The sequence below is a fragment of the Streptomyces sp. NRRL F-6676 genome, assembly GCF_000725625.1.
GTDB lineage: Bacteria > Actinomycetota > Actinomycetes > Streptomycetales > Streptomycetaceae > Streptomyces.
Window position 1 is genome coordinate 1 of sequence record NZ_JOHS01000053.1, and the last position, 22,018, is coordinate 22,018.

General features: G+C 72.9%; 20 protein-coding genes. 13 read left to right on the forward strand and 7 right to left on the reverse strand.

Annotated elements, in window-relative coordinates:
* Window positions 1-152: 152 nt before the first annotated feature.
* The 5 genes from IO29_RS26085 to IO29_RS26100 form a co-directional block, all read right to left on the reverse strand.
* Complete coding sequence (locus tag IO29_RS26085) at window positions 153-1,631, reverse strand: M1 family metallopeptidase (protein WP_030382761.1); 1,479 nt, start codon at window positions 1,629-1,631, stop codon at window positions 153-155.
* 210 nt (window positions 1,632-1,841) lie between these two features.
* On the reverse strand, window positions 1,842-4,208 hold the full coding sequence (locus IO29_RS26090) for a Tex family protein (protein ID WP_030382760.1): 2,367 nt from the start codon (window positions 4,206-4,208) through the stop codon (window positions 1,842-1,844).
* Between the two features lie 239 nt (window positions 4,209-4,447).
* On the reverse strand, window positions 4,448-4,573 hold the full coding sequence (locus IO29_RS40100) for an LPFR motif small protein (RefSeq protein WP_259297165.1): 126 nt from the start codon (window positions 4,571-4,573) through the stop codon (window positions 4,448-4,450).
* A gap of 54 nt (window positions 4,574-4,627) precedes the next feature.
* Complete coding sequence (locus IO29_RS26095) at window positions 4,628-5,494, reverse strand: SCO6745 family protein (RefSeq protein WP_030382759.1); 867 nt, start codon at window positions 5,492-5,494, stop codon at window positions 4,628-4,630.
* 296 nt (window positions 5,495-5,790) lie between these two features.
* Window positions 5,791-6,576, reverse strand: coding sequence for an enoyl-CoA hydratase/isomerase family protein (locus IO29_RS26100; protein ID WP_030994049.1), 786 nt, complete (start codon window positions 6,574-6,576; stop codon window positions 5,791-5,793).
* A 189-nt stretch (window positions 6,577-6,765) separates the two neighbouring features.
* Here IO29_RS26100 and IO29_RS26105 point away from each other — a divergent pair, with 189 nt between their 5' ends.
* Complete coding sequence (locus tag IO29_RS26105) at window positions 6,766-7,269, forward strand: ATP-binding protein (protein WP_030382757.1); 504 nt, start codon at window positions 6,766-6,768, stop codon at window positions 7,267-7,269.
* 11 nt (window positions 7,270-7,280) lie between these two features.
* Here IO29_RS26105 and idi read toward each other — a convergent pair whose 3' ends face one another.
* Together idi and galE are read right to left on the reverse strand one after the other, a co-directional pair.
* On the reverse strand, window positions 7,281-7,874 hold the full coding sequence (gene idi / locus IO29_RS26110) for an isopentenyl-diphosphate Delta-isomerase (protein WP_030382756.1): 594 nt from the start codon (window positions 7,872-7,874) through the stop codon (window positions 7,281-7,283).
* Between the two features lie 230 nt (window positions 7,875-8,104).
* Window positions 8,105-9,088, reverse strand: a complete 984-nt coding sequence (gene galE, locus IO29_RS26115; RefSeq protein WP_030382755.1) for a UDP-glucose 4-epimerase GalE — start codon at window positions 9,086-9,088, stop codon at window positions 8,105-8,107.
* A gap of 610 nt (window positions 9,089-9,698) precedes the next feature.
* Here galE and IO29_RS26120 point away from each other — a divergent pair.
* The 12 genes from IO29_RS26120 (at window position 9,699) to IO29_RS26175 (ending at window position 21,918) form a co-directional block, all read left to right on the forward strand.
* Window positions 9,699-11,531 (forward strand): DUF5941 domain-containing protein, encoded by a 1,833-nt coding sequence (locus IO29_RS26120; RefSeq protein ID WP_030382754.1) that lies wholly within the window; start codon window positions 9,699-9,701, stop codon window positions 11,529-11,531.
* Window positions 11,528-12,280, forward strand: coding sequence for a phosphocholine cytidylyltransferase family protein (locus tag IO29_RS26125; protein ID WP_030382753.1), 753 nt, complete (start codon window positions 11,528-11,530; stop codon window positions 12,278-12,280). Before IO29_RS26120 ends, IO29_RS26125 begins: the two co-directional genes overlap by 4 nt.
* Window positions 12,268-13,329, forward strand: coding sequence for an iron-containing alcohol dehydrogenase family protein (locus IO29_RS26130; RefSeq protein ID WP_030382752.1), 1,062 nt, complete (start codon window positions 12,268-12,270; stop codon window positions 13,327-13,329). The genes IO29_RS26125 and IO29_RS26130 overlap by 13 nt, the downstream gene beginning before the upstream one ends.
* Window positions 13,307-14,086 (forward strand): CDP-alcohol phosphatidyltransferase family protein, encoded by a 780-nt coding sequence (locus IO29_RS26135; protein ID WP_078618522.1) that lies wholly within the window; start codon window positions 13,307-13,309, stop codon window positions 14,084-14,086. Before IO29_RS26130 ends, IO29_RS26135 begins: the two co-directional genes overlap by 23 nt.
* A 53-nt stretch (window positions 14,087-14,139) precedes the next feature.
* Window positions 14,140-14,985 carry a glycosyltransferase family 2 protein gene (locus IO29_RS26140; protein WP_051707912.1) on the forward strand — a complete coding sequence of 282 codons (846 nt, stop codon included), beginning with the start codon at window positions 14,140-14,142 and terminating at the stop codon, window positions 14,983-14,985.
* A gap of 97 nt (window positions 14,986-15,082) precedes the next feature.
* Window positions 15,083-16,012: an ABC transporter permease gene (locus IO29_RS26145; protein ID WP_030382749.1), complete on the forward strand. Its 930-nt coding sequence runs from the start codon at window positions 15,083-15,085 to the stop codon at window positions 16,010-16,012.
* Window positions 16,005-16,775 (forward strand): ABC transporter ATP-binding protein, encoded by a 771-nt coding sequence (locus tag IO29_RS26150; protein ID WP_030382748.1) that lies wholly within the window; start codon window positions 16,005-16,007, stop codon window positions 16,773-16,775. Before IO29_RS26145 ends, IO29_RS26150 begins: the two co-directional genes overlap by 8 nt.
* A 347-nt stretch (window positions 16,776-17,122) precedes the next feature.
* Window positions 17,123-18,055 carry a squalene synthase HpnC gene (gene hpnC, locus IO29_RS26155; RefSeq protein WP_199806954.1) on the forward strand — a complete coding sequence of 311 codons (933 nt, stop codon included), beginning with the start codon at window positions 17,123-17,125 and terminating at the stop codon, window positions 18,053-18,055.
* Window positions 18,052-19,002: a presqualene diphosphate synthase HpnD gene (hpnD, locus tag IO29_RS26160; protein ID WP_030382746.1), complete on the forward strand. Its 951-nt coding sequence runs from the start codon at window positions 18,052-18,054 to the stop codon at window positions 19,000-19,002. The genes hpnC and hpnD overlap by 4 nt, the downstream gene beginning before the upstream one ends.
* Window positions 18,999-19,355 carry a DUF6380 family protein gene (locus IO29_RS26165; RefSeq protein ID WP_030382745.1) on the forward strand — a complete coding sequence of 119 codons (357 nt, stop codon included), beginning with the start codon at window positions 18,999-19,001 and terminating at the stop codon, window positions 19,353-19,355. The genes hpnD and IO29_RS26165 overlap by 4 nt, the downstream gene beginning before the upstream one ends.
* Complete coding sequence (hpnE, locus tag IO29_RS26170) at window positions 19,352-20,785, forward strand: hydroxysqualene dehydroxylase HpnE (protein WP_030382744.1); 1,434 nt, start codon at window positions 19,352-19,354, stop codon at window positions 20,783-20,785. The genes IO29_RS26165 and hpnE overlap by 4 nt, the downstream gene beginning before the upstream one ends.
* Window positions 20,782-21,918, forward strand: coding sequence for a polyprenyl synthetase family protein (locus IO29_RS26175; RefSeq protein WP_030382743.1), 1,137 nt, complete (start codon window positions 20,782-20,784; stop codon window positions 21,916-21,918). Before hpnE ends, IO29_RS26175 begins: the two co-directional genes overlap by 4 nt.
* Window positions 21,919-22,018: the final 100 nt, after the last annotated feature.

Genomic DNA, 22,018 nt, shown 5'->3' on the forward strand with positions numbered 1-22,018 from the left:
CCTGCGCGAGAAGCCCCCACCCACCCGCACTCGCCGACGAACCCCACCCACCCGAGTTCTCCCGCGCCCTCCCCACCCACCCGCACGTCCGGGGTTCAAGGGGCGGAGCCCCTTGAAGGGACGGGAAGGGCAGGGGCGGCGGGGGCGAGGAACTATCCGGCGTGCACCCCGTTCGTGGCCTGGATCCTGGTCCAGGACTTGGGGCGCGCGGGGGCAACTCCATGCCCCGCGACCGTCGGCTCCGCCGGCTTCACCGTGTCGTACAGCCACGTGTCGAACAGGTCGCCCAGCGACCGCCCGGACACTCCCTCCGCGTACCGCCGGAAGTCACCCACGGACGCGTTCCCGTACGCCCGCTCCTTCGGCCACCCCTTCAGAATCGCGAAGAACGCCTCGTCCCCCACCGCGTTCCGCAACGCCTGCACCGCCAGCGCCCCCCGGTCGTACACCGCCGTGTCGAACTGGTTCTCCGCCCCCGGATCGCCGGGCGCGACCGTCCAGAACGGATCGTCCGCCGGATGCGAGGCGTACACATAGTCCGCCAGTTCCTGCGCCGTCCCCTCGCCCTCGTGCTCCGACCACAGCCACTGCGCGTACCGGGCGAAGCCCTCGTTCAGCCAGATGTCCTTCCATCCGGCGAGCGACACGTCGTCGCCGTACCACTGGTGGGCCAGCTCATGCACCACGACCGACGTGTTGGACCCGTTCGCGAACTGCTTGGGGGAGTAGTAGACCCGCGTCTGGGTCTCCAGCGCGTACCCGGTCGTCGTGTTCGGCACGTACCCGCCCGCCGAGGAGAACGGGTACGCGCCGAAGTAGCCGCTCAGCCAGTCGACGATCTCCCCGGTCCGCTCGACGCTCGCCCGGGCCGCCCCGTCGTTGTCGCCGAGATCCTTGCTGTAGGCGTTGACGACGGGGACACCGCCGTCGGAGGTGCCCGTGGTGATGTCGAAGCGGCCGAGCGCGAGAGTGGCCAGATATGTCGCCTGGGGTTTGTTCTGCCGCCAGTTGTAGCGGGTCCAGCCGCGCTGCGAACTGCTCGACTGCAACGTGCCGTTGGAGATCGCCTGGGTGCCGTCGGGAACGGCGACCGAGACGTCGTAGGTGGCCTTGTCGCTGGGGTGGTCGTTGCTGGGGAACCACCACCACGCCGACTCCGGCTCGTCCGCCGCGACCGCGCCGTCCGGGGTGCGGTGCCAGGTCGTGAAGCCGTACGCGCTCTTCGTCGACGGCACGCCGCTGTAGCGGACGACGACGGTCACGGCCGTGCCCGCGGCCAGCGGGCTCCTCGGCGTGATCTCCAGCTCGTGCTCGCCGGAGGTCGTGAACTGCGCCTTCGCGCCGTTGACGCGTACCTCGCTCACGTCGAGCAGGAAGTCGAGGTCGAAACGGGAGAGGTCCTGGGTCGTCCGGGCCTGGATCGTCGCGGTGCCGGACAGTTCGTCGGTCGTCGGTTGGTACGTCAGCCGCAGGTCGTAGTGGGAGACGTCGTAGCCGCCGTTGCCGTAGTACGGGTAGTAGGGGTCGCCGATACCCGGCGCTCCGGGCGAGGCGCCGGCCGCCGATGCCGGGATCGCCAGCAGCAGGGAGGCGGCCGCGAGCGCGCCCGGAACGATGAGTCTGCGGTGCACGGGAACTCCAAGGGGTGGGGGAACCGGTTCCGGTGAAACCCTTCGGAGCGTATTCAGCCCCTGATGGGCCCGCCATGTCCATGGCGCCCCTCGCCACACGATCGCCATCCGGCCGTTACGGTACCTAGCGGCTCGGGGCACCTGTGCGTGGGCGGCCGGTGGGGGAACCGCGCGGCGTACCCCCACCGGCCGTCGGCCGAGACCCCTCCGTCACCGCCCCTTCGGGTTCACCAGCCCGGCCCGCCGCAAGGCGTCCGCCATCGCGCTGTTGGCCGGGGCCGGCGCCTGCCGAGGGGCACCGGCACCACGCCCGCCCCCCTGCCGCGGCTGCGGCGCCCGCCCGCCGCCCCGCTGCGGGCGCCCCCCACCCGCGGACGACGGCGCCCCCGCCTCGTCGTCCAGCCGCAGCGTCAACGAGATCCGCTTGCGCGGGATGTCGACGTCCAGCACCTTCACCTTCACGATGTCCCCCGGCTTCACCACGTCCCGCGGGTCCTTCACGAACGTCTTCGACATCGCCGACACATGCACCAGACCGTCCTGGTGCACACCGACGTCCACGAACGCCCCGAACGCCGCCACGTTCGTCACCACACCCTCCAGGACCATCCCGGAGGAGAGGTCGGAGATCTTCTCCACGCCCTCCTTGAAGACGGCCGTCTTGAAGGCCGGACGCGGGTCGCGGCCCGGCTTCTCCAGCTCCTTGAGGATGTCGGTCACCGTCGGCAGCCCGAACGTGTCGTCGACGAACTCCTGCGGCCGCAGCGACCGCAGCACCCCCGTGTTGCCGATCAGCGCGGCCACCTCGCTGCCCGCCGTCTTCACCATCCGCCGCACCACGGGGTACGCCTCCGGGTGCACGCTGGACGCGTCCAGCGGGTCCTCGCCGCCGCGGATGCGCAGGAAGCCCGCGCACTGCTCGTACGCCTTCGGACCCAGCCGCGCCACGTTCTTGAGCTGCGCGCGGGAGGTGAACGGGCCGTTGGTGTCCCGGTGCGTGACGATGTTCTCGGCGAGCCCGGAGGTGATGCCGGAGACGCGGGCCAGCAGCGGCGCGGAGGCGGTGTTGACGTCCACGCCCACGCCGTTCACGCAGTCCTCCACCACCGCGTCCAGCGACCGCGACAGCTTCACCTCGGACAGGTCGTGCTGGTACTGGCCGACGCCGATCGACTTCGGGTCGATCTTCACCAGCTCGGCCAGCGGGTCCTGGAGCCGGCGCGCGATCGAGACGGCGCCGCGCAGCGACACGTCCATGTCCGGCAGCTCCTGGGAGGCGAAGGCCGAGGCCGAGTACACCGACGCGCCCGCCTCCGACACCATCACCTTGGTGAGCTTCAACTCCGGGTGCTTGGTGATCAGTTCACCGGCGAGCTTGTCCGTCTCGCGGGACGCCGTGCCGTTGCCGATCGCGATCAGCTCGACCGCGTGCTCCTTCGCCAGCCGTGCCAGCTTGGCCAGCGCCTCGTCCCACCGGTTGGCCGGCACGTGCGGGTGGATGACGTCGGTCGCGACCACCTTGCCCGTCGCGTCCACCACCGCCACCTTCACGCCCGTACGGAACCCGGGGTCCAGGCCCAGCGTCGCCCGCGTGCCGGCCGGGGCGGCGAGCAGCAGGTCGCGCAGGTTGGCCGCGAACACCCGTACCGCCTCGTCCTCGGCGGCCGTCCGCAGCCGCAGCCGCAGGTCGATGCCGAGGTGGACGAGGATGCGGGTGCGCCAGGCCCAGCGGACCGTGTCCGCCAGCCACTTGTCCGCCGGACGCCCCTGGGCGGAGATCCCGAACCGGCCGGCGACGATGCCCTCGTACGACGACGGCCCCTCCACCGGCTCCTCCGGCTCCAGGACGAGGTCGAGGACCTCCTCCTTCTCGCCGCGCAGCATCGCCAGGATCCGGTGCGAGGGCAGCTCCGTGAACGGCTCCGCGAAGTCGAAGTAGTCGGCGAACTTGGCGCCCGCCTCCTCCTTGCCGTCCCGCACCTTCGCGGCCAGCCGGCCCCGTACCCACATGCGCTCGCGCAGCTCGCCGATGAGGTCGGCGTCCTCCGAGAACCGCTCGGCCAGAATCGCCCGGGCGCCGTCCAGCGCGGCCTGCGGGTCGGCGACGCCCTTGTCCGCGTCCACGAACGCGGCGGCCGCGGCGAGCGGCTCGACCGACGGGTCCCGGAGCAGCCCCTCCGCCAGCGGCTCCAGACCGGCCTCGCGCGCGATCTGCGCCTTGGTGCGGCGCTTGGGCTTGTAGGGGAGGTAGATGTCCTCCAGCCGCGCCTTCGTCTCGGCGCCGTGGATCCGCGCCTGAAGCTCGTCGGTGAGCTTGCCCTGCTCGCGCACCGACTCCAGGACCGCCGTGCGGCGCTCCTCCAGCTCGCGCAGATAGCGCAGCCGCTCCTCGAGCGTGCGCAGCTGCGCGTCGTCGAGCATCTCGGTCGCTTCCTTGCGGTAGCGGGCGATGAACGGCACGGTCGAACCGCCGTCGAGCAGCTCCACCGCGGCCTTCACCTGCCGCTCCCGCACGCCGAGCTCCTCGGCGATCCTGCCCTCGATCGACCCTGCCCCATTGACCCCGGCTGTCGTCACGTTCCCGTACCGCCTTCTCAGTTCCGGCTTGCCGGGCAATTCTTACAGCCGGTACCGACAGCGCCCCTCCAGGGGCGCGGGGCCGTGTTGTCTGCGCGGCTCCGCCGCGGGGTGCGAGAAGTCCCCACCGGCGGTCGGCCGACAACGCCCCCGGGGTTCAAGGGGCAGCGCCCCTTGAAGGGACGGGCAGGGCAGGGGCGGCGGGGGCGAACCCCCCAGGCGAACCCCGCCCGCCCCGGTCAAGCCCTCCGCGTACTGCTCGACGCACCCCCGAACAACCGCGCCACCGCACGGAACGGCAACGTCACCACCGTCGCCACGGCCCCACCGATCTGCCGCAGCACATCCGCAATCGCTCGGAACACAGCACTTCCCCTTCCACTCTCCCGGCAGGCCCGCCGGGAGATATCCGGGTACCCTCAGCCCCTCCCCACCATGCCCGGGGGAAACGCCCCCGCCGCCAGCACCCGTCCCGCCAACTCCCCGGCCAGCTCGGTCAACCGCCCGACCCCCGCCGCCCCCAGGTGCTCGTACGGCCCCCGGTCCAGCCGGTCCGTCTCCACCTCGATCTCCCGCCGCAGGGCGACCCCGGCCTCAGTCAGCTCCCCGTCCCCGTCGAGCAGCCCCCGCCCGCGCAGCCGTTCGACCGCCGCCTCCCAGTCCTCCCGCTTCCAGCCCCGCGTGCCCAGCGCCCACTTCGGCGCCATGCCCTTGCCGGTCGCGGTGTGGCTGACCAGGGCCTCGACCGGGTCCAGCTCCGCGGCCAGCAGCACCGCCAGATGACCGTCACCGCGGTGCTCGCGCAGCAGCGTCGCCGCGTGCCAGAGCGCGAGATGCGGCTCCTCCGGCACCGGCAGCCCGGCGTGCGCCGCGTACAGGGGGCGCGCGACCGGCGTGCACGCCTCCGTGGCCCGCAGCGCCAGCTCCGCCGCCTCGGCCACCTCCTTCGCGGTGCGCACCTCCTCGCCCAGCAGCCGCCGCAGTGTCGCGTCGACGGCACGCAGGCGTGCCGCCAGCACCACGGCGGGGGAGGCGGCCTCCCAGACGGCCGGCACGTGCCGTGCCACCAGAGCGGGCCGGAAGTTGTAGAACGCGGCGGTCACCACCCCGGCCCCCACCGCCCCCATCGCCGCCGCGCGCGCCGCGAGATAGGCGGCCGCCGGGTCCCCGACCCCCACCGCGGCCAGCTCCCGCCCCAGGTCGGGCGAGAAGTAGTGCGTCGAGTGCAGCGGGTTGAGCACGTTGTGGCAGCGCCGCCCGGCGCGCTCCGGCAGAGAAGAGGTCATGCCCGGAGGTTACCGACTGGTCAGTACGTACGGAAGCCGACAGGTACCCGAAGCCGGAACCGAGGGCGGGAAAGGTCGCACACCCTGCTGGTCCCCGACGGCACGTGCGTCACCGCCGTCGGCGTCTCCTCCGGCATCGGCATGGGCCCCACCCCGCTCGGCCGGACCGCGGGCGACGAGCACGGCCCGGGCCGTCCGGCCGATGACCGCGTACGGCCCGCGGCCGCCCCACGACGCCGGCTCGCCGGAGACGGCCCCCGCCCGCCTCGGCGAGCGGCTGCGGGCACGGAGCCGCTTCACTCAGGCGCGGGCACGGCCCTCGGGGGTCCGGCCGCCCGGTCCGGAACCCACGCGAAGTGCGGCTCGCGGCGCTCCAGGAACGCGGCGACGCCCTCCGCGGCGTCGCCGCTCGCGCGCGCCTGCGCGGTCCAGTACGCGTCCCGGTCCGTGCGGCCGTCCGCGAACTCCTTCGCCGCGGCCTGGGTGAGCCGCGCGCGGGCGGCCAGGACGGCGGTGAACTCCGCAACCCGCGCGTCGAGCGCGCCGGCCGGCAGCACCTCGTCGACCAGACCGGTGCGCAGCGCCCGCCCGGTGTCGATCAACTCGCCCGAGAACAGCAGGTACTTGGCGGTGGCCGGACCCACCAGCGCGGTCAGCCGCCGGGTCGCGGAGGACGGGTAGACGATGCCCAGCTTGGCCGGTGTCACCCCGAACCGCGCGCCCTCCTCGGCGAACCGCAGATCGCAGGCGGCCGCCAGCTGCGCCCCGCCGCCCACGCAGTACCCCCGCACGGCGGCCAGCGTCGGCCCGGGGAAGGCGGCCAGCGCTTCCTCGGCCTCGACAGCGAGCCCCTGCGCCTCCTCCGGGGAGTCCCGCAGCCCGGTGAGGTCGGCGCCCGCGCAGAACGTGCCGCCCGCGCCGGTCAGCACCAGCACCCGTACGGCGGGATCGGCGGCCAGGTGCTCGAGCAGCGGCGGCAGCGCCCGCCACATCCCGGCCGTCATGGCGTTGCGCCGGGCCGGATGGTGGAGGACGACGGTGGCGACCGAGCCGGTCACCCGGTGCAGCAGCTGGGGCTCCATGAGCATGACCGGATGGTATCCACCCGGCCGCGACGCGATCGGAAGCGGTCGGGAGGGTGCACGGGGCATGCGCGACCGGTCGAAAGCCGTCGATACGTGCTGACTTGTGTTCAGCTTCTCAGCGGGGCGCGGTACGTTCCCAACACTCGACCCGTGGTGACAATCGAGCGCGAGGACGGCGACCGGACGATGGACGACGAGGGGCGCGAGGCCGGCGGCCCACGCCCCGACGGCGGAGAGGCCCCCGAGGGCGGCAGACCGCCGGGCGCGCTGCCCTACGAGGGAGTGTGGCGGTTCACCGCGCCCGCCGTGGACGCCTCCGTGCCGCAGGCCCGGCGGGCCGTGCGGGACCTGCTGACCCGGCAACGCGTGCCCGCCGCCGAGGACGTGGTCGACGGGCTGCTGCTGATCGTCTCCGAACTGGCCACCAACGCGGTCCGGCACGCGGCGGTGCTCTCCCCGATGCTCGCCGTCGAGGTGGCCGTCGGCGCGGACTGGGTGCGCGTCTCCGTCGAGGACGAGCACCCCTACCGGCCCACCGCCCTGGAGACCGACCACGGACGCACCGGCGGACGCGGACTGCTGCTGGTGCGCGAGATCGCCCGGGAGGCGGGCGGGGTGTGCGACATGGCGCACACGGCGAGCGGCGGCAAGGTGATCTGGGCCACCCTGCCGCTGCGCCCGCTGCCGTAGTCCGTGCGGGGCTACCAGCCCGCCGAGTCGCCCGTCAGCTCCCTGACCGCCGGGCGGGCCGCGTCGAGCACGGTCATGAACCAGGAGGAGAAACGGTCCCGCGCGTGGCGCTCCGCCAGTTCCTCGGGCGTCACGAACGCGGTCGCGCCGACCTCCTCCGGATCCGGCCGCAGCGGCGACTGCACCAGGCCGACGAAGAGATGGTTGTACTCCTGCTCGACCAGCCCGGAGTCGGGGTCCGGGTGGTTGTAGCGGACGGTGCCCGCCTCGGCGAGCAGCGTCGGGGAGACGCCGAGCTCCTCGTACGTGCGCCGGGCCGCCGCCGCGAAGGGGGACTCGTCGGGGTACGGGTGGCCGCAGCAGGTGTTGGACCACACGCCGGGGGAGTGGTACTTGCCGAGCGCGCGCTGCTGGAGCAGCAGCCGGCCCCGTTCGTCGAAGAGGAACACCGAGAACGCCCGGTGCAACTGCCCCGGCGGTTGATGGGCGGCGAGCTTCTCCGCGGTGCCGATCGTGGTGCCGTCCTCGTCCACCAGCTCCAGCATGATCGCTTCCGCGGTGCCGTTCGACGCACTGTGCGTCGCGGTGGCAGGTGTGATCGCCATACCCATCCTTCGCCTCGGTCTTCCAGCCCCAAGTCTGCCGTACGAATCCGGCACTCCCGGCACTTCACTGCCCCGCATGTCCCGTCGCCGCCGGGGGGAACCGGCGGCGGGGGCCTCGCGGACGGTCACCCCGGCGGCCACCGGAACGTGACCGGAGGGTCACCGGTTGTCGCCGTGAGTTCTGATCGTGCCCGGTGGCGGCGGCCGGGAACCGTCCCGCCGGGACGCGCTCACCGGCGTGCCGCCGCCGGGTGGTGCAACTGCCAGCCCTGCCAGGCCGACTCCACCATCTCGCGCATCCCGCGCCGGGCGCGCCAGTCCAGTTCGCGCGCGGAGCGCGCGGCGGACGCGACGGCGCGCGGTGCGTCGCCGGGGCGGCGCGGTTCCACGCGCGCCGGGGTGGTGTCGCCGGTGACCTCGCCGATGAGGGTGACCAGCTCGCGCACCGAGACGCCCTCGCCGCGGCCGATGTTCAGCGTCAGGTCGCCGGTCGCGGTGCCGGAGGAAAGCCGGCGGACGGCGGCGAGGTGCGCCTCGGCGAGGTCCGCCACATGGATGTAGTCACGGACGCAGGTGCCGTCCGGAGTCGGGTAGTCGTCGCCGAAGATCCGGGGGGCCTCGCCGCGGGTGAGGCGGTCGAAGACCATGGGGACGATGTTGAAGACGCCGGTGTCCGAGAGGGCGGGGTCGCCGGCGCCGGCGACGTTGAAGTAGCGCAGGCAGGCCGTCGCGATGCCGTGCGCCCGGCCGGCGGCCCGGACCAGCCACTCACCGGCGAGCTTCGTCTCGCCGTAGGGGTTCACGGGGGCGCAGGGGGTGTCCTCCGTGATGAGGTCCACGTCGGGGTTGCCGTAGACGGCGGCGGAGGAGGAGAAGAGGAACCGCTCGACGCCGGCGCCCGCGGCGGCGTCCAGGAGGGTGGCGAGGCCGCCGATGTTCTCCTGGTAGTAGCGGGCCGGCTCGGCGACGGATTCGCCGACCTGCTTGCGGGCGGCGAGGTGGACGATGCCGGTGACGGCGTGCTCGGAGAGCACGCGCTTGAGGAGGGGGGCGTCGAGGGAGGAACCGGAGACGAGGGGGACGTCGGGGGGGAGGCGGTCGGGGACGCCGGCGGAGAGGTCGTCGAGGACGACGACGGGCTCGTCCGCGGTGGTCATGGCCCGGACCACGTGCGCCCCGATGTAACCGGCTCCGCCGGTGATCAGCCAGGTCATGACGCCTCACCTTACGCCGGGAGTCCCGCCCCCGCCGCCCCTACCCTCCCCCGAGCTCTCGGCTTCGCTCGAGCAGGGGGGACCCCCACGTCCCCAGGGGCTCCGCCCCTTCAGCCCCAGGGTGGAGCGGGACGCGGGGCTTCGCCCCAGCACCCCGGCGTGGGCTCCGCCCCCTGCACCCCCGCACGGCACTCCGCCCCGTTTCGCGCAGTTCCCCGCCCCCCTGAAGGGGCGCGGGGAACTGCGCGACCAGCCACATCCCACCCGCACCCGCCGACCCACCGCACCCCCCGAGCTCTCCCGCGCAGGAACCGAACCCCGGGCTCGCCCACTCCACAGCGCACCGGCGGAGCCATTTCGTACGGTTCGCCCCGTGGGGCAACCCCCCGGTTTGGAGCCCACCCCCCGCATCCCGCAAGATGATCGCGGTCAGAGGCGGTGGGCCGGTGGGTTGAGTCCCGCGTGAACACGCGGTGAACTCGCGCTTCCGGTCATCCGATAACCTCTGCCGACACGTCGCCCCACCGGGCAGCACGCCCAGGGACGTACGGCGTCCCCTTTCATCGCGCACGCCCGCCGCGTGCCCGCGTCGGCCCAGGGAGTGAGTTCGCTGTCGACCGCCATCCTCACCGGTCAGCCGGTACCCGGATCGTCGCTCGAGGGCGATCTGCGGTCCCTCGGCTTCGACGTGCGGGTCGCCTCGGACATCGGTGACGCCGAGGCCCTGCTCACCACTCTCCCCGCCGACCGGCGCGTCGCCCTCGTCGACGCCCGCTTCGTCGGCCACCCGCACGCCCTGCGGCTCGGCCTCACCGACCCCCGCTTCGACGCCGCCGCCCTCCCCGGCGCCGTCACCGCGCGCCCCGCCGCCCGCCAGGCGCTCGCCCGGGCCATGGCCGGCGCCCGCGCGGCCACCGCCGGGGCCACCGACAACGGCGGCGCCACCGTCACCGCCGTACTGGAGGAGCTGCCCGACCTCCCCGGCCGCCTGGCCGCCGCCCTCGACGCCGACGGCGTCCCCGTGCACCGCCCCGAGCTCGGCTCGCTCGTCGCCACCGTCCCCACCGACCCGCAGACCCGCAACGAGGCCCGGCAGGCCGTCGCCGCCGTGGACGACGAGGCGATCCGGCTGAAGTCCGCCGTGAAGTCCCGCGACGGGTTCTTCACCACGCACTTCATCAGCCCCTACTCCCGCTACATCGCCCGCTGGTGCGCCCGCCGCGGGCTGACCCCCAACCAGGTCACCACCGCCTCCCTGCTCACCGCGCTGATCGCGGCCGGCTGCGCGGCCACCGGCACCCGCGCCGGCTTCGTCGCCGCCGGCGTCCTGCTGATCGCCTCGTTCGTCCTGGACTGCACCGACGGCCAGCTCGCCCGCTACTCCTTGCAGTACTCCACGCTCGGCGCCTGGCTCGACGCCACCTTCGACCGCGCCAAGGAGTACGCCTACTACGCCGGCCTCGCCCTCGGCGCCGCCCGCTCCGGCGGCCACGACGACGTATGGGCGCTCGCGCTCGGCGCGATGGTGCTACAGACCTGCCGGCACGTCGTCGACTTCTCCTTCAACGAGGCCAACCACGACGCCGAGGCCAACACCAGCCCCACCGCCGCTCTCTCCGGCAAGCTCGACAGCGTCGGCTGGACCGTCTGGCTGCGCCGCATGATCGTGCTGCCGATCGGCGAGCGCTGGGCCATGATCGCCGTCCTCACCGCGGTCACCACCCCCCGCATCACCTTCGTCGTGCTGCTGATCGGCTGCGCCCTCGCCGCCCTCTACACCACGTCAGGACGCGTCCTGCGCTCGCTGACCCGCAGGGCCCGCAGGACCGCGCGCGCCGCCCGCGCGCTGGCCGACCTCGCCGACGCCGGACCGCTCACCGAGGCGCTGACCCCGGCCGTGCGCCGGGTCCCCGGCGGCGCCGCCCCGTTCCTCGCCGCCCTCGGCGGTGCCCTCGTCGTGATCGCCGCCGCCGTGTGGGGCGCGAGCTGGGCCACCGCGGTGTGCGCCGCCGTCTACGTGCTCACCTCCGCCGCCGCCGTCGCACGCCCCCTCACCGGCGCGCTCGACTGGCTCGTACCGCCCTTCTTCCGCGCCGCCGAATACGGCACGATCCTCGTGCTCGCGGCCAAATCCGAGGTGAACGGGGCGCTGCCGGCGGCTTTCGGGCTGGTTGCGGCGGTCGCCTACCATCACTACGACACGGTGTACCGCATCCGCGGCAACGCCGGGGCGCCCCCACGCGGTCTGGTGCGGGCGATCGGGGGGCACGACGGCAGGACCCTGCTCGTCGCCGTCCTCGCCGCGGCCCTCACCGCCACCGCTTTCCCCGTCGCGCTCACGGTCCTCGCCGTGGCCGTGGCACTCGTGGTGCTCGCCGAGAGCATCCGCTTCTGGGTCTCCGCAGGAGCACCCGCCGTACACGATGAAGGAGAACCCGCATGATCGGCCTCGTGCTGGCGGCCGGCGCCGGACGGCGTCTGCGCCCCTACACCGACACCCTGCCCAAGGCGCTGGTGCCGGTAGGACCCGAGGGCGCGGAGGACAGCATCACCGTGCTGGACATCGCCCTCGGCAACTTCGCCGAGATCGGCCTGTCCGAGGTCGCGATCATCGTCGGGTACGCCAAGGAGGCCATCTACGAGCGCCGTGAGGCCCTCGAGCAGAAGTACGGCCTGAAGATCACCCTGATCGACAACGACAAGGCCGAGGAGTGGAACAACGCCTACTCCCTGTGGTGCGGGCGTGACGCCATCAAGCACTCGGTGATCCTCGCCAACGGCGACACCGTGCACCCGGTCTCCGTCGAGAAGACCCTGCTGGCCGCCCGCGGCGACGGCAAGAAGATCATCCTCGCCGTCGACACGGTGAAGTCGCTGGCCGACGAGGAGATGAAGGTCGTCGTCGACCCCGCCAAGGGCATGACGAAGATCACCAAGCTGATGGACCCGGCCGAGGCGTCCGGCGAGTACATCGGCGTCACCCTCATCGAGGGCGAGGCCGCCGACGAGCTCGGCGACGCGCTGAAGACGGTCTGGGAGACGGACCCGCAGCAGTTCTACGAGCACGGCTACCAGGAGCTCGTCAACCGGGGTTTCCGGATCGACGTCGCGCCCATCGGTGACGTCCAGTGGGTCGAGATCGACAACCACGACGACCTCGCCAAGGGACGTGAAATCGCGTGCCGGTACTGACCAGGCTCATCCCCTCGCCGATCGTCGTGGACATCCGTCCGGGTGCCCTCGACGATCTGGCCACGGTCCTGGCCGACCAGCGGATCTCCTCCTCCGGCAAGCTCGCCGTCGCCATCAGCGGCGGCTCCGGCGCCCGGCTGCGCGAGCGGATCTCGCCCGCGCTGCCCGACGCCGACTGGTTCGAGGTCGGCGGCGGCACCCTGGACAACGCGATCAAGCTCGCCGAGGCCATGAAGCGCGGCCACTACGACGCGGTCGTGGGCCTCGGCGGCGGCAAGATCATCGACTGCGCCAAGTTCGCCGCGGCGCGCGTCGGCCTGCCGCTGGTCGCCGTCGCGACCAATCTGTCGCACGACGGCCTGTGCTCGCCGGTCGCCACCCTCGACAACGACGCCGGCCGCGGCTCGTACGGCGTGCCGAACCCGATCGCGGTCGTCATCGACCTCGACGTCATCCGCGAGGCCCCGGTCCGCTATGTGCGCTCCGGCATCGGCGACGCCCTGTCCAACATCTCCGCGGTGGCGGACTGGGAGCTGGCCAACCGCGAGAAGGGCGAGTCCATAGACGGCCTCGCCGCCGCGATGGCCCGCCAGGCCGGCGAGGCCGTGCTGCGCCACCCCGGCGGCGTCGGCGACGACGGCTTCCTCCAGGTGCTCGCCGAGGGCCTGGTGCTCACTGGCATCTCCATGTCGGTCGCGGGCGACTCCCGCCCCGCCTCCGGCGCCTGCCACGAGATCAACCACGCCTTCGACCTGCTCTTCCCGCGCCGCGCCGCCAGCCACGGCGAGCAGTGCGGCCTGGGCGCGGGCTTCGCGATGCATCTGCGCGGGGCGCGCGAGGAGGCGGCGTACATGGCCTCGGTGCTGCGCCGCCACGGACTGCCGGTGCTGCCGGAGGAGATCGGCTTCACCCCGGAGGAGTTCGTCCAGGTCGTGGAGTTCGCCCCCAGCACCCGCCCCGGCCGCTACACCATCCTCGAACACCTCGACCTGTCCACCGACCAGATCAGGGACGCATACGCCGACTATGCAAAAGCCATCGGTAGCTGAGCTCCGCCCGGTCGTCCACCCCGCCGGGGTCAAGGACCGGCGCAGCGGGGAGCACTGGGGCGGCCGCCTCTACATGCGCGAGATCTCGCTGCGCATAGACCGGCACCTGGTGAACACCCGGGTCACGCCCAACCAGCTGACGTACCTGATGACCGTCTGCGGCGTCCTCGCCGCTCCGGCGCTGCTGGTGCCCGGCATCCCGGGCGCCGTCCTCGGCGTCGTCGCCGTCCAGCTCTATCTGCTGCTGGACTGCGTGGACGGCGAGGTCGCCCGCTGGAAGAAGCAGTTCTCGCTCGGCGGGGTCTACCTCGACCGGGTCGGCGCCTACCTCACCGACGCCGCCGTCCTGGTCGGCTTCGGGCTGCGCGCCGCCGATCTGTTCGGCAGCGGGCGGATCGACTGGCTGTGGGCGTTCCTCGGCACGCTCGCCGCGCTCGGCGCCATCCTGATCAAGGCGGAGACCGACCTGGTCGGCGTCGCCCGCCACCAGACCGGCAAGGAGCCCGTCAAGGAGTCGGCGTCCGAGCCGCGCTCCTCGGGCATGGCGCTGGCCCGCCGGGCCGCCGCGGCGTTCAAGTTCCACCGGCTCGTGCTGGGCATCGAGGCGTCCCTGCTGATCCTGGTCCTCGCGATCGTCGACCAGATCCGCGGCGACCTGTTCTTCTCCCGGCTCGGGGTCGCCGTCCTCGCGGGCATCGCGCTGCTCCAGACCCTGCTGCACCTGGTGTCCATCCTCGCGTCGAGCAGGCTGAAGTGAGCACCGGCACCGGCGGGGAGACCGCTCTGAAGGTCGGCGCGGTCATCATCACCATGGGCAACCGCCCCGACGAGCTGCGCGCCCTGCTCGACTCGGTCGCCAAGCAGGACGGCGACCCGGTCGCGGCGGTCGTGGTCGGCAACGGCTCGCCGGTGCCCGAGGTCCCGGACGGCGTGCGGACGGTGGAGCTGCCGGAGAACCTCGGCATCCCCGGCGGCCGCAACGTCGGCATCGAGGCCTTCGGACCGGGCGGCCAGGACGTCGACATCCTGCTCTTCCTGGACGACGACGGCCTGCTCGCCCGCACCGACACCGCCGAGCTGTGCCGGCAGGCGTTCGCCGCCGACCCGGAGCTCGGCATCGTCAGCTTCCGCATCGCCGACCCCGAGACCGGCGTCACCCAGCGCCGCCACGTGCCCCGGCTGCGCGCCTCGGACCCGATGCGCTCCTCGCGGGTGACCACCTTCCTCGGCGGCGCCAACGCCGTCCGCACCAAGGTGTTCGCCGAGGTCGGCGGGCTGCCCGACGAGTTCTTCTACGCCCACGAGGAGACCGATCTGGCCTGGCGGGCGCTGAACGCCGGCTGGATGATCGACTACCGCTCCGACATGGTGCTGTACCACCCGACGACGGCGCCCTCCCGGCACGCGGTCTACCACCGCATGGTCGCCCGCAACCGGGTCTGGCTCGCCCGCCGCAACCTGCCCGCCCCGCTCGTCCCCGTCTACCTCGGGGTCTGGCTGCTCCTGACGCTGGCCCGGCGTCCTTCGGGGGCCGCGCTCAAGGCGTGGTTCGGCGGCTTCCGCGAGGGCTGGGCGTCCCCGTGCGGACCCCGCCGGCCCATGAAGTGGCGTACGGTGTGGCGGCTGACCCGACTGGGCCGGCCTCCGGTCATCTGACAAGCTCGATATCTGAGAGCATGCGGGACGACACCACGCCCCGGGCTCTTCCCTGCCCGATCCGGCGCGCTTCCTTGAGGACGAAAGCTTCCTACCTGTGAGTGAGACCACGCATGACGGCGGAGTCGCGGTGAGCGCCCGGCCGTCGCCCGATGACGGGATGAGCGCGGCCGACCTGGCCGCCAAGTACGGACTGAGCGTCAGCGGCGCCCGGCCCGGGCTCGTCGAGTACGTCCGCCAGCTGTGGGGGCGGCGCCACTTCATCCTCGCCTTCTCGCAGGCGAAGCTCACCGCCCAGTACAGCCAGGCCAAGCTGGGCCAGCTGTGGCAGGTGGCGACGCCGCTGCTCAACGCGGCCGTCTACTACCTGATCTTCGGACTGATCCTGAACGCCAGCCGGGGCATGTCCCACGACGTGTACATCCCGTTCCTGGTGACGGGTGTCTTCACCTTCACGTTCACCCAGAGCTCGGTCATGTCGGGCGTGCGGGCGATCTCCGGCAACCTGGGGCTGGTGCGGGCGCTGCACTTCCCGCGCGCCTCGCTCCCCATCTCGTTCGCCCTCCAGCAGCTCCAGCAGCTGCTGTTCTCGATGATCGTCATGGTGCTCGTGGTGGTCGGCTTCGGCAGCCTGCCGGGGCTGTCCTGGGTGCTGGTCGTGCCCGTCCTGGTGTTGCAGTTCCTCTTCAACACCGGGCTCGCGCTGATCATGGCCCGGCTGGGTTCCAAGACCCCGGACCTCGCCCAGCTGATGCCGTTCGTGATGCGCACCTGGATGTACGCGTCCGGCGTGATGTTCTCCATCACGCACATGCTCAAGGGCAAGCCGGGGTGGATCGCCGACGTGCTCCAGGTGAACCCGGCCGCCGTCTACATGGACCTGATGCGCTTCGCGCTGATCGACGAGTACGGTTCCTCCAATCTGCCGTCGCACGTGTGGGCGATCGCGGCGTTCTGGGCCGTCGTCCTCTTCGTGGGCGGGTTCGTGTTCTTCTGGAAGGCGGAAGAGAGGTACGGCCGTGGCTGAGGTTTCCGACCGCCCCACCGTGATCGCGGACGAGCTGCACATCGTCTACCGGGTCAACGGCGCCCGCACCGGCAAGGGCAGCGCCACCTCCGCCCTCAGCCGCATCCTGAAGCGGGGCGAGGAGCGGGGCGTGCGCAAGGTGCACGCCGTGCGCGGGGTCTCCTTCACCTCCTACCGGGGCGAGGCCATCGGCCTGATCGGCTCCAACGGCTCCGGCAAGTCCACCCTGCTGCGGGCCATCGCCGGACTGCTCCCCGCCGAGAGCGGCAAGGTCTACACCGACGGCCAGCCCTCGCTGCTCGGCGTCAACGCGGCCCTGATGAACGACCTCACCGGCGAGCGCAACGTCATCCTCGGCGGTCTCGCCATGGGCATGTCCCGCGAGCAGATCAGGGAGCGCTACCAGGACATCGTCGACTTCTCCGGCATCAACGAGAAGGGCGACTTCATCACGCTGCCGATGCGGACGTACTCCTCCGGCATGGCGGCCCGGCTGCGGTTCTCCATCGCCGCCGCCAAGGACCACGACGTCCTCATGATCGACGAGGCGCTCGCCACCGGCGACCGCAAGTTCCAGAAGCGCTCCGAGGAACGCATCCGGGAACTGCGCAAGCAGGCCGGCACCGTCTTCCTCGTCAGCCACAACAACAAGTCGATCCGGGACACCTGCGACCGGGTGCTGTGGCTGGAACGCGGGGAGCTGCGCATGGACGGCCCGACCGCCGAGGTCCTCAAGGAGTACGAGAAGTTCACGGGCAAATAGCCCACAACGACCCGTTCGTGCGCAGGGGCCCCGCCGGAGTGATCCGGCAGGGCCCCTGTTCATTCGCAAAAGAAACGTCAACTCCTGCGGTCGTTAGGAATCTTGACGGCAATCGGTGTGTTGTTGTGATGTGCAGGACACCCCCGCGCGGCACGCTGAGTTGTACAACGTAAGCTGAGCTGAGTGCTGATTTCGCGGCAACTGGGTCGATAACGCGCGCCTTCCGCACGAACGCCGCGCGGCGCGGACATCCGGGCGGCGTGTTCTAAATAGGATGTATTCGGTCCGCAGGGTAGAACGGGAGATGTGACGGCAATGGCTACGGATGATTTCCTCCTCCGCGAGGCATGCGCCGTCCCCGGGCCGGGCGGCACATGGTGACCGACGCCGGCGCGACGCGGGCCGGCGATCCCGAGCGCGACACCCTCGACAAGGCCGCGGACGAGAACTTCCCCGTGGCCCCGTTCTTCCTGCCCCGCCCCTGGCGGGACGACCTGATGGCCGTCTACGGCTTCGCCCGCCTCGTCGACGACATCGGTGACGGCGACCTCGCCCCCGGCGGGGCCGACGCCCGGCTCCTCGGCGTCGCACCCGAACAGGCGGACGACCGGCTCGCCCTGCTCGACGCCTTCGAGGCCGATCTGCGCCGCGTCTTCGACGCCACCCCGCGCCACCCCCTGCTGCGCCGGCTTCAGCCGACGGTCCGGCGCCGCGAGCTGACCCCCGAACCCTTCCTCGGGCTGATCGCCGCCAACCGCCAGGACCAGCTCGTCACCCGCTACGAGACCTACGACGACCTGCTCGCCTACTGCGAGCTGTCGGCCAACCCCGTCGGCCGGCTCGTACTCGCCGTCACCGGCACCACGACCCCCGAGCGCGTCCGCCGCTCCGATCTCATCTGCACCGCATTGCAGATCGTCGAGCACCTCCAGGACGTCGCCGAGGACCTGGGCCGCGACCGCATCTACCTCCCCGCCGAGGACATGAAACGCTTTCACGTCCAGGAGGCGGACCTCGCCACCCCCTCAGCAGGCGCATCGGTGCGCGCACTGGTTGCATACGAAGCAGAACGCGCCCTCGGCCTGCTGAATGAAGGCGCCCCCCTGGTGGGTAGCGTCCACGGCAGACTCAGACTGCTGCTCGCGGGGTTCGTGGCAGGAGGAAGGGCGGCGGTCCGGGCGATCGCCGCCGCCGATTTCGACGTACTTCCCGGCCCGCCCAAACCCGGCAAGCTCCGGTTGCTGCGCGAGGTGGGCGTGACTCTGCGAGGAGAGGGGTGATCCGGACCGTGGAGTCGGAACAGCACGTGTCCCCACCGGTACTCGCCGCGTACCGCTACTGCGAGACCGTCACCGGGCAGCAGGCCCGCAACTTCGCCTACGGCATCAGACTGCTGCCGGCGCCGAAGCGCCGGGCGATGTCCGCGCTGTACGCGTTCTCCCGGCGGGTGGACGACATCGGTGACGGCGAGCTGGCGGACGACGTCAAGAAGGCCCGCCTCGAGGACACCCGGGCGCTGCTCGCCCGGGTGCGCGGGGGAGAGGTCGGCGAGGACGACACCGACCCGGTGGCCGTCGCCCTCGCGCACGCCGCCGACCGGTTCCCGATCCCGCTCGGCGGGCTCGACGAGCTCATCGACGGCGTGCTGATGGACGTCGGCGGCGAGACCTACGAGACGTGGGACGACCTCAAGGCGTACTGCCGCTGTGTCGCCGGCGCGATCGGACGGCTCTCGCTCGGCGTGTTCGGCACCGAGCCGGGGGCGCGCGGCGCCGACCGCGCCGCCGAGTACGCCGACACCCTGGGGCTCGCCCTCCAGCTCACCAACATCCTGCGGGACGTACGGGAGGACGCCGGGACCGGCCGTACCTACCTGCCCGCCGACGACCTCGCCAAATTCGGCTGCTCGGCCGGGTTCGACGGACCCACTCCACCGGAGGGCTCCGACTTCGCGGGCCTCGTGCACTTCGAAGTGCGTCGGGCCCGCGCTCTTTTCGCCGAGGGCTACCGGCTGCTGCCCATGCTCGACCGGCGCAGCGGCGCGTGCGTCGCCGCGATGGCGGGCATCTACCGCCGGCTCCTGGACCGCATCGCACGCGAACCGGAGGCCGTGCTGCGCGGCCGGGTCTCGCTGCCCGGCCACGAGAAGGCCTACGTCGCGGTCCGCGGCCTCTCCGGCCTCGACGCCCGCAACGTCACCCGCCGCACGGTCAGGAGGCGCGCGTGACGCGCACCCGGGCAACGACGTACGGGCCGCCGCCCGTACCCGGCGCGGGCGACCTCGCCCGCCCGCTGCCGCCGGCGGCCGTCGGCCTGCCCGCCCTGGACGGCTCTCACCGCCTGCCGGCCTCGCCGGTCACCGGCGTGCGCGGCGCACGCGCCGCCGGGAGCGCGCCCGCGAGGGGCGGCGGCTCCGCCCGCCCGCCGGAGTCGGCGGCCACCGGCCCGGACGGCCCCGTCCGCCCGCGGCCGCCTGCGGTGACCGGCGGAAACCGGCAGGCAACCCTCCGGCGGTGCGCCGCGTCCCTGACAGCGGTGGCGCGCCCGCGCGGTGGCGCCGCAGGGGAGGATGTGCGATGAGCGAGGCCACGCTGCCGGGCGAGCCGGGGACGGATCCGGCCGGCGGCGCCGGGGGACCGGCCACCGCCGTCGTGGTCGGCGGCGGGCTCGCCGGCGTGACCGCCGCGCTCGCGCTCGCCGACGCCGGGGTGCGGGTCACGCTTCTCGAGGGCAGACCGCGCCTTGGCGGGCTCGCCTTCTCGTTCCACCGGGGCGACCTCACCGTCGACAACGGCCAGCACGTCTATCTGCGCTGCTGCACCGCCTACCGCTGGTTCCTCGACCGCATCGACGCCGCCTCCCTCGCCCCGTTGCAGGACCGGCTCGACGTGCCCGTCGTCGACCCGCGGCGGAAACCGGGACGCAGACTCGGCACGCTGCGGCGCGACGCGCTGCCCGTGCCCCTGCACCTCGGGCGCAGCCTCGCCACCTACCCGCACCTCTCGCTGGCCGAGCGCGCGAAGGTGGGCAGAGCCGCCCTGGCCCTCCGTGCCCTGGACCTCGACGACCCGGCGCTGGACGCGCAGGACTTCGGCAGCTGGCTGGCCGCGCACGGTCAGTCGGAGCGTGCCGTCGAGGCACTGTGGGACCTCGTGGGGGTCGCCACCCTCAACGCGGTGGCCCAGGACGCCTCCCTGGCGCTCGCCGCGATGGTGTTCAAGACCGGTCTGCTGTCCGACCCGGGAGCCGCCGACATCGGCTGGGCGCGCGTCCCGCTGGGCGAACTGCACGACACCCTGGCCCGCAAGGCGCTCGACTCCGCGGGCGTGCGTACCGAAGTCCGTACACGAGTCACCTCCGTTTCCCCTTACGAGAACGGGCGTTGGAGCGTCTCGGTTCCCGGCGAGACCCTCGAGGCCGACACCGTCGTCCTCGCCGTGCCCCAGCGCGAGGCCCACGCCCTGCTGCCCGAGGGGGCGCTGGAGGAACCGGAGCGGCTGCTGGAGCTCGGCACCGCACCGATCCTCAACGTCCACGTCGTCTACGACCGCCGGGTGCTGACCCGGCCCTTCTTCGCCGCCCTCGGCTCCCCGGTGCAGTGGGTCTTCGACCGCACCGAGGCCTCCGGGCTGCGCGAGGGCCAGTACCTGGCGCTGTCCCAGTCGGCCGCCCAGGACCTGATCGACGAGCCCGTCGCCGCCCTGCGGGAGCGGTTCCTGCCCGAGCTGGAACGGCTGCTGCCCGCCGCCCGCGAGGCCCGCGTGCGCGACTTCTTCGTCACGCGGGAACGCACCGCCACCTTCGCCCCCGCCCCGGGCACCGCAGGGCTCAGGCCCGGCGCCCGCACTCACGCCCCCGGCCTCTACCTGGCCGGCGCGTGGACCGCCACCGGATGGCCCGCGACCATGGAGGGCGCGGTCCGCAGCGGCGCCGCCGCCGCGGACGCGGCGCTCGGCGCGCTGGGCCGGCCCCGGGACCATCTCCTCGCCCTGCACGAGGAGGCGGCATGAAAGCCGATCAGCGGGGAACTGCCACCCGGGCTCCCGCTCATGCGACAAGAGGAGAGACTGTGCCCACCGTGCCCCCGGCGTCCCCGGCCGCGTCAGCGACCGCGGTGGACGTGACCGCGCTCCTGGAGCGCGGCCGCACCCTGGCCACCCCGGTGCTCCGGGCGGCCGTCGACCGCTTGGCGCCGCCGATGGACACCGTCGCCGCCTACCACTTCGGCTGGATCGACGCGGCCGGCAACCCCGCCGACGGCGACGGCGGCAAGGCCGTGCGCCCCGCCCTCGCCCTGCTCTCCGCGCAGGCCGCCGGCGCCGCCCCCGAGGTCGGCGTCCCCGGCGCCGTCGCCGTCGAGCTGGTGCACAACTTCTCCCTGCTGCACGACGACCTGATGGACGGCGACGAGCAGCGCCGGCACCGCGACACGGTGTGGAAGGTGCACGGCCCCGCCCAGGCCATCCTGGTCGGCGACGCCCTGTTCGCGCTGGCCAACGAGGTGCTGCTGGAACTCGGCACCGTCGAGGCCGGCCGCGCCACCCGCCGGCTCACCGCCGCGAGCCGCGCCCTGATCGACGGTCAGGCCCAGGACATCTCCTACGAGCACCGCGACCGCGTCAGCGTCGAGGAGTGCCTGGAGATGGAGGGCAACAAGACCGGCGCCCTGCTCGCCTGCGCCTGCTCCATCGGCGCCGTGCTCGGCGGTGCCGACGACGCAACGGCCGACACGCTCGAGACGTACGGCCACCACCTCGGCCTGGCCTTCCAGGCCGTCGACGACCTCCTCGGCATCTGGGGCGACCCGGACGCCACCGGCAAACAGGCCTGGAGCGATCTGCGCCAGCGCAAGAAGTCCCTGCCCGTCGTCGCCGCGCTCGCCGCCGGCGGACCCGCCTCCGAGAAGCTCGGGCGGATCCTCGCCGAGGACGCCAAGAACAGCGACTTCGAGAACTTCACCGAGGAGGAGTTCGCCGCGCGCGCCGCCCTGATCGAGGAGGCGGGCGGCCGCGAGTGGACCGAGCAGGAGGCCCGCCGCCAGCACGAGGTGGCCGTGCGGGCACTGGACTCGGTCCGGATGCCGGACCAGGTGCGGGCGCAGCTCACCGCGCTCGCCGACTTCGTCGTCGTACGGAAGAGATGATCACTATCGGTTCAACGAGCCTCGCGTAGTCGCCGGCCGGTGCCGCGAGCACCGGTCGACGGCGGACCCAGCAGAGAGACACCACTGCACGAAGGGGAAG